The organism is Nitrosomonas sp. Is79A3 (assembly GCF_000219585.1).
In the GTDB taxonomy this organism is placed as follows: Bacteria; Pseudomonadota; Gammaproteobacteria; order Burkholderiales; family Nitrosomonadaceae; genus Nitrosomonas.
On the sequence record NC_015731.1, the window covers coordinates 604,279 to 618,273 of the forward strand.

General features: G+C 43.3%; 15 protein-coding genes. 14 read left to right on the top strand and 1 reads right to left on the bottom strand.

The window, feature by feature from the left end; translation table 11 throughout:
- Positions 1-6 precede the first annotated feature (6 nt).
- From coq7 to NIT79A3_RS02850, 13 genes are all read left to right on the top strand, one after another.
- Positions 7-633 (top strand): 2-polyprenyl-3-methyl-6-methoxy-1,4-benzoquinone monooxygenase, encoded by a 627-nt coding sequence (gene coq7 / locus NIT79A3_RS02790; RefSeq protein WP_013964746.1) that lies wholly within the window; start codon positions 7-9, stop codon positions 631-633.
- Positions 634-711: 78 nt separating this feature from the next.
- Positions 712-1,275, top strand: a complete 564-nt coding sequence (locus tag NIT79A3_RS02795; protein ID WP_013964747.1) for a YqgE/AlgH family protein — start codon at positions 712-714, stop codon at positions 1,273-1,275.
- Between the two features lie 12 nt (positions 1,276-1,287).
- Positions 1,288-1,773: a Holliday junction resolvase RuvX gene (gene ruvX, locus NIT79A3_RS02800; RefSeq protein ID WP_013964748.1), complete on the top strand. Its 486-nt coding sequence runs from the start codon at positions 1,288-1,290 to the stop codon at positions 1,771-1,773.
- Positions 1,754-2,260 carry a bifunctional pyr operon transcriptional regulator/uracil phosphoribosyltransferase PyrR gene (gene pyrR / locus NIT79A3_RS02805; RefSeq protein ID WP_013964749.1) on the top strand — a complete coding sequence of 169 codons (507 nt, stop codon included), beginning with the start codon at positions 1,754-1,756 and terminating at the stop codon, positions 2,258-2,260. Before ruvX ends, pyrR begins: the two co-directional genes overlap by 20 nt.
- Positions 2,257-3,216, top strand: a complete 960-nt coding sequence (locus tag NIT79A3_RS02810) for an aspartate carbamoyltransferase catalytic subunit (protein ID WP_013964750.1) — start codon at positions 2,257-2,259, stop codon at positions 3,214-3,216. Before pyrR ends, NIT79A3_RS02810 begins: the two co-directional genes overlap by 4 nt.
- A gap of 10 nt (positions 3,217-3,226) precedes the next feature.
- Positions 3,227-4,501 carry a dihydroorotase gene (locus NIT79A3_RS02815; RefSeq protein ID WP_013964751.1) on the top strand — a complete coding sequence of 425 codons (1,275 nt, stop codon included), beginning with the start codon at positions 3,227-3,229 and terminating at the stop codon, positions 4,499-4,501.
- Positions 4,502-4,571: 70 nt separating this feature from the next.
- The gene (locus NIT79A3_RS02820) at positions 4,572-6,665 is read left to right on the top strand and encodes a M3 family metallopeptidase (protein WP_013964752.1); all 2,094 of its coding nucleotides are present in this window, start codon (positions 4,572-4,574) and stop codon (positions 6,663-6,665) included.
- Between the two features lie 225 nt (positions 6,666-6,890).
- Complete coding sequence (locus tag NIT79A3_RS02825; protein ID WP_013964753.1) at positions 6,891-7,655, top strand: VacJ family lipoprotein; 765 nt, start codon at positions 6,891-6,893, stop codon at positions 7,653-7,655.
- A gap of 188 nt (positions 7,656-7,843) precedes the next feature.
- Entirely contained in the window at positions 7,844-8,008 is a 165-nt protein-coding gene (locus tag NIT79A3_RS02830) for a rubredoxin (RefSeq protein ID WP_013964754.1), read from the top strand.
- Positions 8,008-9,159 (top strand): FAD-dependent oxidoreductase, encoded by a 1,152-nt coding sequence (locus NIT79A3_RS02835; protein WP_013964755.1) that lies wholly within the window; start codon positions 8,008-8,010, stop codon positions 9,157-9,159. The genes NIT79A3_RS02830 and NIT79A3_RS02835 overlap by 1 nt, the downstream gene beginning before the upstream one ends.
- 70 nt (positions 9,160-9,229) lie before the next feature.
- On the top strand, positions 9,230-9,841 hold the full coding sequence (locus NIT79A3_RS02840; protein WP_041360485.1) for a septation protein A: 612 nt from the start codon (positions 9,230-9,232) through the stop codon (positions 9,839-9,841).
- Entirely contained in the window at positions 9,841-10,143 is a 303-nt protein-coding gene (locus NIT79A3_RS02845; RefSeq protein WP_041360486.1) for a YciI family protein, read from the top strand. The genes NIT79A3_RS02840 and NIT79A3_RS02845 overlap by 1 nt, the downstream gene beginning before the upstream one ends.
- Before the next feature lie 164 nt (positions 10,144-10,307).
- Complete coding sequence (locus NIT79A3_RS02850; RefSeq protein WP_013964758.1) at positions 10,308-11,102, top strand: peptidylprolyl isomerase; 795 nt, start codon at positions 10,308-10,310, stop codon at positions 11,100-11,102.
- A gap of 54 nt (positions 11,103-11,156) precedes the next feature.
- Here the strand turns inward: NIT79A3_RS02850 and alr are convergent, their stop codons facing one another.
- Positions 11,157-12,233, bottom strand: coding sequence for an alanine racemase (gene alr / locus NIT79A3_RS02855; RefSeq protein ID WP_013964759.1), 1,077 nt, complete (start codon positions 12,231-12,233; stop codon positions 11,157-11,159).
- Between the two features lie 262 nt (positions 12,234-12,495).
- Here alr and lplT point away from each other — a divergent pair, with 262 nt between their 5' ends.
- Complete coding sequence (gene lplT / locus NIT79A3_RS02860; protein WP_013964760.1) at positions 12,496-13,770, top strand: lysophospholipid transporter LplT; 1,275 nt, start codon at positions 12,496-12,498, stop codon at positions 13,768-13,770.
- The last annotated feature ends 225 nt before the right edge of the window (positions 13,771-13,995 follow it).

The following is a 13,995-nucleotide window of genomic DNA, read 5'->3' on the forward strand; positions in this document are numbered from 1 at the left end:
AAGACTATGATTAATATTGATAAGCTTATCATTGGTTTTGACAGTGCCTTACGCACTCTGCTGACGCCAGCTCAAACTTTGCGGTCTGTCCCCGGTAGTGAATTGCCGGAAGCTGAATTGACGGATATGGAGAAACGGCTATCGTGTGCATTAATGCGTGTGAATCATGTGGGTGAAGTCTGTGCGCAAGCGCTGTATCAAGGACAAGGATTAACGGCGCGTAATGAAACAGTACAGCAAACATTGATGCAGGCTGCACGTGAAGAAACAGAGCATCTGGCTTGGACGGAGCGCCGTATCGCTGAACTGGGCGGACGTAAAAGCTTACTCAATCCACTTTGGTATGGCGGATCTTTTGCCATTGGTGTTGTGGCGGGAATGCTGGGAGATAAATGGAATTTAGGATTCCTGGCTGAGACGGAGCACCAAGTTGGGGCGCATTTAGGCAGTCATTTGCTGCTTCTGCCTCATAATGACGAGAAAAGCCGTGCCATTGTGACGCAGATGAAAATTGATGAAGCCAGTCATGCGACCATGGCGTTATCATATGGCGGCGCAGAATTGCCGCTACCGGTAAAGTTCACGATGAAACTTGGATCAAAAGTAATGACTCAAACAGCATATTGGGTTTGAGCGTGGCATAAATTTATAATTTGTCGAGCAAGAAGAGAAATCAGAGCGATCAAGCAATCAGTGAAGAAAATTTCTGCAATGAAAAATATTAATCTGACACACCATTTTTTAATCGCTATGCCAACAATGGTGGACTCTTTGTTTTCCAAGACTCTGACGTATGTTTGTGAACACAATGAACAAGGCGCGCTGGGTATCGTTATTAATCGGCCCACTGATCTGACGCTGTGCAATCTTTTTAAACAACTCGGTATTTCACAGATGGACTCTCTCGCAGAATCAACGCCTGTGCTTTTCGGCGGACCTGTACAACTAGATTGCGGATTTGTATTACATCATCCGGTAGGTAAATGGCAATCGACATTGGTTGTCAATCAAGAAGTAGGGCTAACTACGTCACTGGATATCTTAAAAGCCATAGCAAATGCCGAAGGGCCTGAGCAAGTACTGATTGCGATGGGTTATGCTGGCTGGGCTGCGGGCCAAATTGAACATGAATTAGCACAAAACGCATGGCTAACGGTGCCAGCTTCGGCGGATGTGATATTTGATATGCCGTCCGAAGAAAGGCTACCTGCTGCGATGCAGCTATTGGGCATTACTAATTGTGCAAATCTTTCCAATGAAATTGGACATGCATAAATATCATTACGGATGACAGAAAATTTTTCGGATGGGCAGCCGGAGTATCAGTCACTAGAGCAGCTTCCTCAGGGGGCCGTATTAGCTTTTGATTTTGGGAAGAAGCGTATTGGTGTGGCGATTGGCAATAACATGCTGGGTATAGCACGTCCCCTCATGACGATTGATAACGAAGTGACAGAACAGCGTTTTGCAGTGATTGCTCAATTGCTCGACACATGGCAGCCGGTTTTATTGGTGGTCGGTCTGCCCATGCATAGTGATGGAACAGCTCATGAGCTGACACAATTAAGCCAGCGCTTCGCGCGACGTTTGGCAGGGCGTTTTAACATCAAGGTAATCTTGAAAGATGAACGCTATACTAGCCAAATGGCCAGTGCCGCATTACGCGAAGCGGGTATTGCCGGAAGAAAACAAAAATCAGTGCTGGATCAAGTGGCCGCACAACAAATACTCCAATCATTCTTTGACGAACAGCATGCAATTACCAGACGCTGAGATTTTACTCAAAAGTCTCGCAAAAAAAATACGATCTGATGGCGGTAAGGATTTTGTACTTGTGGGTATTCACACGGGCGGAGTTTGGCTGGCTGAACGCCTGCATCAGGAACTTGGAATTACACAGCCGCTAGGAACGCTGGATGTGTCTTTTTACCGCGATGATTTCGATAAAATCGGTTTGCATTCACAGGTTAAGCCATCAGAAATACCTTTTGAAGTGGAAGGAGCGCATATTATATTGGTTGATGATGTGCTGCATACCGGGAGGACAATTCGTGCAGCAGTCAATGAATTATTTGATTACGGCCGCCCTGCCTCCATTAGTTTGGCTACTTTGGTTGACCGGGGCGGCAGGGAATTGCCGATCGCTGCGCAATTTACCGGCATAGTGCTTGAATTGCCGGCCGATAAAATGCTGGAATTGAAACGGGAAGAAAGCGGAAAGTTAAGTCTGAATTTGTATGATAAGAGTCTTCCAGAATGATCAATAGGAATCCGCAACTCGATGAAAATGGTGTGCTGCAGCATTTACTGACAACGGAAGGATTGCCGGCTTCTATTTTGCTGCATATATTGGATACTGCCGAATCATTCGTGGGTGTCACCGAACGTGATGTCAAAAAGATCCCATTGCTGCGTGGAAAATCGATATTCAATCTTTTTTTTGAACCCAGTACACGCACACGAACGACATTTGAAATTGCTGCCAAGCGTTTGTCGGCAGACGTCATCAATCTCAATATTGCAGTTTCTGCGCAATCCAAGGGTGAGACATTACTGGATACAGTCAATAATCTCACCGCGATGAATGCGGACATGTTTATTGTGCGGCATGCACAGAGCGGTGCTGCTCATTTGATTGCCAAGCATGTCCGGTCAGATGTTCATGTGATTAATGCTGGTGATGGGAGTCATGCACATCCGACACAAGCTTTGCTGGATATGTTCACAATCCGGCGCTACAAACGGGATTTTCATAACTTGCGCGTAGCTATTGTTGGCGATATTCTGCATTCCAGAGTAGCACGCTCCCAGATTCATGCATTGACTACACTGGGCGTGCCGGAAGTTCGCGTGATTGCACCTAAGACTTTGTTACCAAGAATGGTGGAGCGGCTGGGTGTGCATGTTTATCACGATATGGCGAAGGGGCTCAAAGATGTTGATGTAGTGATGATGTTGCGTTTGCAAAATGAACGGATGAAAGGCGCGAACTTACCCAGCTCGGAGGAATTTTTTAAATACTATGGACTTACTCCGGATAAATTATCCCTCGCCCGGCGTGACGCGATCGTTATGCACCCTGGTCCGATGAATCGCGGTGTGGAAATCGATTCTGCGGTTGCCGATGGCAAACAGTCTGTAATTTTGTCTCAAGTCACATTCGGTATAGCGGTGCGTATGGCTGTGATGTCAATTCTGGCAGGCAATCAGGTCTAAGGTTGTCATCATGAAAATTCATATTAAAAATGGACGTCTGATTGACCCAAAACAGGGTGCCGATACTGTTCAGGATATTTTTATTTCGAAAGGTAAAATCATTGCAATAGGTACGGCTCCTAATGAATTTCAACCCAGCCGAGTCATTGATGCAGAATCGTTAATAGTATGCCCAGGTTTGGTTGATTTATCTGTACGCTTGCGTGAGCCTGGATTGGAATATAAAGCGACTCTTGAATCCGAAATGGAAGCGGCGGTTGCCGGAGGGGTAACAAGTTTTGCATGCCCGCCGGATACGGATCCGCCGTTAGATGAACCGGGTTTGGTAGAAATGTTGAAACATCGTGCCAAGAATCTTAATCGGGCACATGTTTACCCCATCGGTGCACTCACTCAGGGATTGCGCGGAGAACGCTTGACTGAAATGGCCGAATTAAACGACGCGGGATGTGTTGTTTTTGGCCAGCCGGATGGCTTGTTACCTAATCTGCGGGTGCTCATGCAGGCGATGCGGTATGCCTCTACATTTGGTTTTAGCGTGTGGCTACGTCCACAAGAGATTAGTTTGACTAATGACGGCGTGGCGCATGATGGCGAAGTGGCAACCCGGCTGGGCCTGCCTACAGTTCCAGTCTGTGCGGAAACAATAGCTATATCCAATATTATTTTGTTGGCCAAAGAAACAGGGGTCAGAGTGCATTTGTGCCGGATTTCCAGTGCGGAAGGATTAACAATGGTTCGCGCAGCTAAACAGCAGGGTTTGCCGATGACTTGTGATGTGACGATTAATCATCTGCATTTATCTGATATGGATATTGGTTTTTTTGATTCGAATTGTCATCTGATGCCGCCATTGCGTAGCTCGAGTGACCGGGACGCGCTACGCAATGGTTTGTTGGACGGTACGATTGACGCGATTTGTTCAGATCATGCGCCGGTAGACGAGGATGCCAAATTGTTGCCGTTTGGTCAGTCTGAGATCGGTGCAACAGGCGTGGAATTATTGCTGCCATTAACTTTAAAATGGGGCAATGAAATGCGCTTGCCTTTACTTCAAGTTTTGGCAAAAATCACATCAGAACCGGCTGAAATATTGGGAATTGACGCCGGACATCTGTCTGTCGGGAGTGCCGCTGATATCTGTATTTTTGATCCGGACTATTATTGGAAAGTGACAGCATCAGCCATTTTAAGTCAAGGGAAAAACACCCCTTTTATGGGTATGGAGTTACCGGGTGGTGTTAAATATACCTTGGTGAATGGACATATTGTTTATGAGCGCTGAACGACGGGATATCTTGTTTATCCATAGAAATAACACGATGCAATTTGTTTAACTGATTAATTGGAGCAACATGTCAAACCCATTACTTGATTTTTCCGGACTGCCTCGTTTTGCAGAAATAAAGGATGAACATATTACGCCAGCCATTGATGTGCTGCTGAAAGAGAATCGTGCAGTAGTTGAAAAAGTGCGTGGAGATGATCAACCGCCTACCTGGCAAAATTTTGTTCAGCCAATGGTAGATGCGAGTGAACGTTTGTCACGCGCTTGGGGGCAGGTCTCGCATTTGAATGCGGTGATGAATAGCCCGCAGCTTCGGGAAATCTATAATCAGAATCTTCCATTGATTACTCAGTTTTATGCCGAATTGTCGCAAGATTTGCTGTTGTTTGAAAAATTTAAGCAGTTACGTGGAAGTGGGGTATTCGATCAACTGACCCCGGCGCGAAAAAAAATTATAGAAAATGAATTGAGAGATTTTCGTTTAGGCGGCGCGGAATTGCCATCTGATAAAAAACAACGGTTCTTGCAGATCCAAGAAGAGCTATCGAGCTTGTCTTCAAAATTCAATGATAATTTGTTGGATGCCACGAATGCTTTTTCATTATTCATTGAGGATGCAGAAACCGTAGCGGGTATTCCGGCTGATGTATTACAGACAGCCAGAGAATTGGCTGCAGCAGATTCCAAAACAGGCTGGAAGTTTACCTTGCATATGCCATCGTATCTTCCGGTGCTGCAATATGCCGACAATCGCGATTTTCGCGAAAAGATGTACCGTGCTTATGCCACGCGTGCCAGCGAGTTTGATGACCAGACTGGATCGGATAAGGACAATATGCCGCTCATTAACAAGATCTTGGCGCTGCGCCAAGAAGCGGCGCAAATGCTGGGTTATGAGAATTATGCTGAAGTTTCGCTGGCAACAAAAATGGCGACTTTCCCGCAGCAGGTTCTGGATTTCCTAAGAAAGCTAGCGGCTAAAGCAAAACCATATGCTGAACAGGATCTACAAGCCCTCCGGCAATTTGCAGCTGAGAAGCTGGGCCTGGCAGAACTTGAAGCTTGGGATTTGGCTTATGTCAGTGAAAAATTGCGTGAAGAACGCTACGCTTTTTCTGATCAGGAAATCAAACAATACTTCCCGGAGGATAAAGTGCTGGCCGGCATGTTTAAGCTGGTGGAAAAGCTATATGGCATCCGTATCGTTTCCGCAGCGGCTTCATGCAATATTCAGTGCTGGCACCCGGATGTAAAGTTTTTTGATATTCATGACGCCAATGGACAGTTAATTGGTCAATTTTATTTGGATCTCTATGCGCGCCCTACAAAACGCGGCGGTGCCTGGATGGACGATGCCGTTACACGCCGGCGAATTGAAAATCAGCAAACAGGAAAGCATGTCATACAAATACCTGTTGCATACCTCACCTGTAATTTCTCGGCACCTGTCACTATTAATCAGCAAATCCGCCCGGCTTTATTTACGCACAATGAAGTGATCGTATTATTTCATGAGTTTGGTCATGGCTTGCATCACCTGCTGACACAAGTTGAAGATTTGGGTGTGTCAGGCATCAACGGTGTTGAATGGGATGCGGTAGAACTGCCTAGCCAGTTTATGGAGAATTTTTGTTGGGAATGGGATGTGCTGACCGGGATGACGCAACATGTTGATACAGGCGCATCGCTACCCAGAGCCTTATTTGATAAGATGCTGAAAGCCAAGAATTTTCAGAGTGGACTGCAGATGCTGCGGCAGATTGAGTTCGCACTTTTTGATATGCATGTGCATTTTGATTTTAAGCCAAATGGTGACAAGACTGTGTTACAGTTATTAAATGATATTCGAAAAGCTGTAGCTGTAATTATTCCACCCGACTTTAATCGTTTTCCGAATAGTTTTGCGCATATTTTTGCGGGAGGTTATGCGGCAGGCTATTACAGTTATAAATGGGCGGAAGTACTGTCAGCGGATGCTTATAGTATGTTTGAAGAAACTGCTTCCGACGGTGTTGTCAATGCAGCGACTGGTGCACACTTTCTTGAAGAAATTCTTGCGGTCGGAGGGAGTCGCTCTGCACTGGAGTCGTTTATTGCTTTTCGTGGGCGTGAACCTGAGCTGGACGCACTACTGCGTCATAATGGAATGGAAATCGTCTGAACGGAAAGTATTGTATGTTGCTGAATAAATAATTTCATAAAGTACCCAGAGTAATTTGTCGTATATTAAAAACTTGGTATTTGATTTATTAGAGACTTTTTAATTTTTGCGCGCAATATCAATTTATAGCTGACCTGAACGAATAACACTTTGTGATGGCGCGTATTGAACCATTTTTATAAATGTGGCAAGATCCATCGAATTTTTATTAGAATAAATAAGAACATGATTAATACTATCCGTTTCAAAGTTACTGCTTGTCTGGTATTAGGTTTATTTTTAACTGGTTGTGCTTCGACAAAAACGAATAACCAGAATGGTCCTTATGATCCTCTGGAACCTATGAATCGCGCTGTTTTTAATTTTAATGAAATGGTGTACGACAATGTTTTTGATCCAGTTGCCAGAGGTTATAAGAAGGTTACTCCCGATCCTATTGAATTGGTGGTTGGAAATTTTTTCTCCAATCTAAACGATGTGGTGGTGATAACTAACTCTGTTCTTCAGTTGAATTATAAGAGCGCACTCGCAAGCAGTACACGATTATTGATTAATACTACTTTTGGTATATTTGGCTTAATCGACATTGCCAGTGATATCAGTGCGGCAAGCGATATTAATCTTAACAAGCGCAATGAAGATTTCGGTCAGACACTGGGACACTATGGAGTTGCCAGTGGACCTTACATAGTTTTACCTTTCTTGGGACCAAGTTCCGCCCGTGATACATTCGGTATTGCTGTTGATGGTTTCTTTATGGATCCCGTTACACAAGGGGTAACAGGTGTTTTTATGAAAGATGTTGCTTATCTTAATACGACTGCGCTACGTTTACCGGTTGCAGCTGCGAGGACGATCAATGCGCGTGCGCAATTTCTTGATGACGATAAAACGCTTGAAGAGGCTGCATTGGATAAGTATGAATTTACACGTGACGCCTATTTGCAAAGACGTACCAGCTTAGTGAACAACAGTAGTGAGGCTAAATAAAAAATACGGCAGTTGATTTTGAACATCAACTGACTATTTTGCTAAGTATTGAAATAACAGGGCACTGCATTTTTTATTGCGTGTATATCATTGCTGGACAATTAAATAGAGCACATTGATTAGTGGAAAATTTTCCTAAATCAATGTGCATATTTTTTTATCACTTCATATAAAGAAAGTGAAAATAGATGAAAAGATTCCAATGTAATATATGCGGATTTGTTTATGATGAATCAATTGGTGATCCGGAGCACGGTATTAAAGCAAGTACACGGTGGAAAGATATTCCGGCAAACTGGATCTGTCCCGAGTGTGGAGTGAGTAAAACTGATTTTGAAATGGTGGAGATCTAATGGGTAATCCGGTTGTTATTGTAGGAAGCGGATTGGCCGGTTATGCGGTGGCGCGAGAGCTACGTAAACTGAATGCCGAGATTCCCATCGTTATGATATCTGCCGATCACGGTGGTTTTTATTCCAAGCCAATGCTGTCAAATGCTTTATCAACCGGGAGAACTCCCGAATCTATTCTGAACGGCGATGCTGTTCAGATGGCGTCACAATTGAAAATTATTATCCGTCCTCATTGCCGTGTGGTCGCTATTGATGAACCTGGATATGCGGTGACATTAATTAACGGTGAAAAAATATTCTATGATCGACTAGTCCTGGCGCTAGGTGCAGATCAAGTGCGCTTGCCATTATTGGGCGATGGCATAGAAAAGATATTAACCATTAATGATCTCGATGATTATAAAAAGTTTCGTGATGCATTGGATGGGAAAAAAAGAGTCAGTATTATTGGTGCAGGTTTAATAGGTTGTGAATTTGCCAATGATTTGGCAACTACTGGTTACCATGTGGATGTGATAGATATTAGCGCGCAGCCGCTGGGGCGTCTTTTGCCGCCCGCGGGCGGTGCTTTTATACAGCAGAAGCTGGAAGCATCGGGTGTGGTTTTTCATTTAAATGCAACTACGCAATCGGTTGATCAAATGCAAGATCACTTACGCATAACGTTTGCTAACGGTGCATCAATAGAAACCGATATTATATTGTCAGCTGTAGGACTGCGTCCGCGTACGCAACTTGCTGCCGCAGCGGGTATTCCGGTCAATCGCGGCATTGTGGTGAACCGCTTGCTGCAAACCCAATTTAGTAATATTTATGCTTTGGGTGATTGTGCAGAAGTTGAAGGGAAAGTATTACCTTTTGTGATGCCGATTACGCATGCGGCCAGAGCCATAGCAGCAACACTTGCAGGAAAATCAACCCCAGTCCTCTATCCTGCAATGCCAGTAATTGTAAAAACGCCGTCATGTCCAACAGTGGTTTCGCCACCAGATTTTAGTATCAAGGGTGAGTGGCATGTTGATGCTGATATAGACGGTGTAAAAGCTTTTTATCGGGATGATGCCGGCAACTTATTAGGCTATGCTTTATTGGGCGTAGCGATTAAGGAAAAAAATAACCTTACAGCCCAGTTACCTCCAGTATTACTATAAAAAACAATTTTTGTTTTTGACAATCAATCTTTTAACTGGCAATTAGTATAAATACTGAGCATTTGCAATGATGAAATTTTTATTTGATCTTTTTCCCGTTATTTTATTTTTCTTGGCTTTTAAGCTGTATGATATTTTTGTTGCAACTGCTGTTGCTATAGTGGCGGCTATTGTGCAGATTGGCTGGCTTTGGTTTCGCCGACGTGAAGTGGACAAAATGATGTGGATAAACCTGGCTATTATCGTTATCTTTGGTGGTGCTACATTAATATCCCAGGATGAAACATTTATTAAATGGAAACCGACTGTATTGTATTGGTTAATTGCAACTGTTTTGCTGGTATCGAATCTAATTTTCAGAAAAAACCTGATTCAAACAATGCTCGAAAAACAAATTGTTGTGCCATTATTTGTTTGGAATAGGTTAAATCTGAGCTGGATCGGTTTTTTTCTAGCAATGGGTTGTATCAATCTTTATGTTGCATTCAGTTTTTCGGTAGATACATGGGTTACCTTTAAATTATTTGGCGCCACTGGATTAATGCTTGTTTTTATCATAGTGCAAATGATGATGATCGGGAAATATCTGAAAGACATGCCTTCAGCAGTAGTTGAAAATGTAACTGTCAATGAACAAGATAATCTGGAAAAAATAGAAAATAAAGCGAGTAAAGAGAGATGATGCTGTACGTCATAAATGGTGAAGATGTGCCGAATAGCCTGGAAAAAAGAATGGCAGTGCGTCCAGAACACTTAAAAAGAATTCAAGCATTACAAGAAGCAGGACATTTAATTCTGGCAGGCCCCTATCCGTCTATCGATAGCCATGACCCGGGGCCAGCAGGTTTCTCAGGCAGTCTGATTGTGGCAGAGTTTGAGTCCCTCGAGGCAGCACAGGCTTGGGCGGATGCAGATCCTTATGTTAGCTCAGGGGTTTATCGGAGAGTGACCGTTAAACCTTTTAAAAAGGTATTGCCTGCATAGGACGTCTGTAATTGTACTTCTTTCAATAGTTTCAAATAGTTTTAAATGGTTTCAATGTAAATGATGGTATGTAAAGATTCACGCCTATTAAGTTAAGGCGTATACTTTCGGCAATATATTCTGGCGAATATAAATTTTATCCAAATCACAAAAAAGGAAATTCCATGCGTTTGACGAAATTTTCACAAGTAATGATAGTTAGTATTCTGGGCTTGAGCGCACTATCAGTTCAGGCTCAATCAACAGGCGTTGTGGCTAAGGTGAATGGCGTAGCGATTCCGCAATCGCGTCTGGAATTGATGGTGAAAGCAAACGTGGCGCAGGGCCAGCCAGATGGTCCGGAAATGAGAAAGGCTTTGCGTGAAAATCTAATTGCAGAAGAAATTCTTGCACAAGAAGCGACAAAAAAGAAATTGGATAAGAATCCAGAAGTGATTGCGCAACTTGAATTAGCTCGTCAATCAGTACTAGTCAGAGCATATCAAGCGGATTACATAAAAAATAATGCAGTCAATGACGATACTTTACGTAAAGAATATGAAGTTCTGAAAGTGCAGATGGGTGATAAGGAGTATAAGGCTCGCCATATTTTAGTGGAAAGTGAAAGTGTGGCCCGGGATATTATTGCTAGTCTCAAGAAGGGTGCTAATTTTGCCAAAATCGCTGAGGAAAAATCTATAGATGATGGCAGTAAGGAAAATGGCGGTGAACTTAACTGGAGTCCACCAGCAGCTTATGTCAGGCCTTTTTCTGAAGCACTAGTGAAATTATCGAAAGGTGGATTGACAGAGCAGCCCGTGCAGACTTCTTTCGGTTGGCATGTAATCCAATTAATGGATATACGACCAATGGAAGTCCCTGCGTTTGAAGAAGTAAAACAGAATATACAGCAACGAGTTTTACAACGTGAATTCGCGACGGTTGTACAAGATTTACGCAGTAAAGCAAAAGTCGAATAGTTACCTATCACATTTTGCATTTATACCCCGATTAGATTGGATTGTAGGGTTGTTCTATACCAAAACAATCCTTTCTACTCGTGGTGCTAATGCACAAAGTAGTTCATAGCTGGTTGTTTCAGCGCTTTGAGCTACTTCATCAACAGGTATTTCTTTACCCCAGAGAACAACCGGACTATTAAGCCCCGCGTTCTCAATGCCGGTCAAGTCTACAGCCAGCATGTCCATCGATACACGACCCAATAACCGGCTGCGTTGATTGTTCACCAATACCGGTGTATTTGTTGGCGCGTGACGTGGATACCCATCTGCATAGCCGCATGCAACGATACCGATGCGCATCGGATGATCGGCCTGGAAAAGACCGTGATAACCGACTCTATTCCCGGTTTTTAATTCATGTATCGCAATAATTCTACTTGACAGTGTCATAGCCGGTTGCAGATCGAGCTCTAATGCCGTTTTGTCCGGAAATGGCGAAGCACCGTACAACATGATACCGGGCCGCACCCAGTCGGTATGGGTTTGGGGGTAGCGGATGATCGCTGCTGAGTTTGCGAGTGAACGCGGATAACCGCACCCTTTAGTAACTGCCTGAAAGCTTTCCAACTGCTGCATCACATTTTCTTCCTCCGCAGGATCATCAGCGCAGGCAAAATGTGTCATCAATGTGATTCGTTTCGCACGCTGATTCTCGGTTAGTTTTCTGATTGTCTGTGGAAATTGTTCAAGCGCTAATCCCAAACGATTCATGCCGGTATTGATTTTTATGAATAAATCTAGATCGTGATACTTAGAGTCAGACAACATAGCAATTTGTTCAGTATGGTGAATAACAGCACTGAGTTGGTACTGTTCAAATAGTGCTAATTCTTCTATTGAGAAGAAGCCCTCCAGAAGTAGGATAGGCTGTTGATAGCCAGCATTGCGTAAACATATTGCGGCATCTAATTCGAGGAGTGCAAACCCATCAACATCTTTTAGTGCGCTGGCAGTGTGGAGTAATCCATGGCCATAGGCATTCGCCTTAAGGATTGCCATGATGCGTGCGTGTGGAGCATAGTGACGCACTATAGTCAGGTTATGTGTTAGTGCAGAAAGATCAATAAAAGCTTGGGTAGGGCGTGGCATTAATTTATGTTCGGAGTAAGCAGATGCGAGTATGATTCGCAGGTTTTTTATAATAATCTAAATTCAGTGTACTGATTCAATTTTCATGTGGTTTTTGTGTAGAGATACTTTAATTCTCTAGTTGGCATGATATGCTAATCTTGCGTTCTAAATCGAATTATCGATTAATGGAAACAACAGTCAGTGTTTTTGCTGATGTGGCTAAGAAAAAGAATTATTTTGTAACTAATTGCTGTTAAATATAAACTTACGGGGAGTTGGATTGGAACGCGGTTTTTACACTATTATGGCGGCGCAATTTTTCTCTTCTTTGGCAGATAATGCGTTGCTGGTTGTTGCCATTGCTTTATTGATTGACTTGCATGCACCCGCCTATTTAACACCTATGCTGAAGTTTGTTTTTGTGTTGTTCTACGTCATTCTAGCTCCTTTTGTCGGTGCATTTGCAGATTCTATGCCAAAAGGACGTGTCATGTTTATTAGCAATACCATTAAAATCCTAGGCTGCGGATTATTATTTATCGCCGCGCATCAATATTTCGCTATGGCTGCCTATGCGGTTGTAGGTTTAGGCGCAGCAGCTTATTCTCCAGCAAAATATGGCATCTTGACGGAATTATTGCCGCCGGAAAAACTGGTGATCGCGAATGGATGGATTGAAGGATTAACGGTAGCATCCATCGTATTAGGTACTGTAATGGGCGGTATTCTGATTACGCCGGCAGTTGCAAGTGTATTGATGGAATTTAACTTTCCTATTATTGACACGGGAATTGATAGCGCATTGGAAAGCAGTATTCTTTTGATAGCCATAATTTATGCCATTGCAGCGTTATTTAATCTGTACATTCCAAATACAGGTGTTGATCACCGTATTCCGAAGAAGAATCCATTTTATCTGATTCATGAGTTTACCCATTGTATAAAGCTGCTATGGACAGACAAGCTCGGGCAAATATCGCTTGCAGTGACAACGTTGTTCTGGGGAGCGGGTGCAACGCTACAGTTTATTGTATTGAAATGGGCGGAAGTGGCGCTGGACTACCCCCTCAACCAAGCCGCGCAACTTCAGGGTGTGGTTGCAGTGGGAATAGCTATTGGCGCAATTATGGCGGCTCGATGGATTTCTTTGAGACATTCAGTAAAAGTGATTCCACTGGGTATTGCGATGGGTATAGTTGTGATGGCCATGATTTTAGTTAAAGATTTGTGGATCGCAATTGTTTTGTTGATGTTGATTGGCGGATTAGCCGGATTCTTCGTTGTGCCAATGAATGCTTTGTTACAACACCGCGGACATATTTTGATGGGCGCCGGACATTCCATCGCAGTACAGAATTTTAATGAGAATTTAAGTATTCTCACGATGCTGTCACTGTATGCTGTTCTGATATTACTGGAAGTGCATATCTATACTGTTATCGTTGCTTTTGGTTTATTTGTATCGGTTATGATGGCGTTGATCAGAAAATGGCATTTGCTCAATCAAAGTAAAGAAGATTCACTGCATTTGATTGGTGCAAGGAAGATACATTAAGGAAACTCTGAATAACTCATCTTTGTCATTCCGAACACAGTGAGGAATCTTTGCGAATCAACACTATAGACTTTTCGCTATGCTCGAAATGACAAAATTACCGCTCGTCCTGACCCTGTCGAAGGACTTAATCAGAGCTTCCTTAATTTTTGAACTTGCCATTACATTAAATAGCGTGATTTCTCAGGTTTAGAAAGACCAGAGTTAAGTATTTCTATTAAATGC

What these genes read in the sequence shown, in the direction of transcription:
- coq7 (WP_013964746.1), top strand. Translation starts at nt 7, where the DNA reads ATGATTAATATTGATAAGCTTATCATTGGTTTTGACAGTGCCTTACGC.
- NIT79A3_RS02795 (WP_013964747.1), top strand. Translation starts at nt 712, where the DNA reads ATGAAAAATATTAATCTGACACACCATTTTTTAATCGCTATGCCAACA.
- ruvX (WP_013964748.1), top strand. Translation starts at nt 1,288, where the DNA reads ATGACAGAAAATTTTTCGGATGGGCAGCCGGAGTATCAGTCACTAGAG.
- pyrR (WP_013964749.1), top strand. Translation starts at nt 1,754, where the DNA reads ATGCAATTACCAGACGCTGAGATTTTACTCAAAAGTCTCGCAAAAAAA.
- NIT79A3_RS02810 (WP_013964750.1), top strand. Translation starts at nt 2,257, where the DNA reads ATGATCAATAGGAATCCGCAACTCGATGAAAATGGTGTGCTGCAGCAT.
- NIT79A3_RS02815 (WP_013964751.1), top strand. Translation starts at nt 3,227, where the DNA reads ATGAAAATTCATATTAAAAATGGACGTCTGATTGACCCAAAACAGGGT.
- NIT79A3_RS02820 (WP_013964752.1), top strand. Translation starts at nt 4,572, where the DNA reads ATGTCAAACCCATTACTTGATTTTTCCGGACTGCCTCGTTTTGCAGAA.
- NIT79A3_RS02825 (WP_013964753.1), top strand. Translation starts at nt 6,891, where the DNA reads ATGATTAATACTATCCGTTTCAAAGTTACTGCTTGTCTGGTATTAGGT.
- NIT79A3_RS02830 (WP_013964754.1), top strand. Translation starts at nt 7,844, where the DNA reads ATGAAAAGATTCCAATGTAATATATGCGGATTTGTTTATGATGAATCA.
- NIT79A3_RS02835 (WP_013964755.1), top strand. Translation starts at nt 8,008, where the DNA reads ATGGGTAATCCGGTTGTTATTGTAGGAAGCGGATTGGCCGGTTATGCG.
- NIT79A3_RS02840 (WP_041360485.1), top strand. Translation starts at nt 9,230, where the DNA reads ATGAAATTTTTATTTGATCTTTTTCCCGTTATTTTATTTTTCTTGGCT.
- NIT79A3_RS02845 (WP_041360486.1), top strand. Translation starts at nt 9,841, where the DNA reads ATGCTGTACGTCATAAATGGTGAAGATGTGCCGAATAGCCTGGAAAAA.
- NIT79A3_RS02850 (WP_013964758.1), top strand. Translation starts at nt 10,308, where the DNA reads ATGCGTTTGACGAAATTTTCACAAGTAATGATAGTTAGTATTCTGGGC.
- alr (WP_013964759.1), bottom strand. Translation starts at nt 12,233, where the DNA reads ATGCCACGCCCTACCCAAGCTTTTATTGATCTTTCTGCACTAACACAT.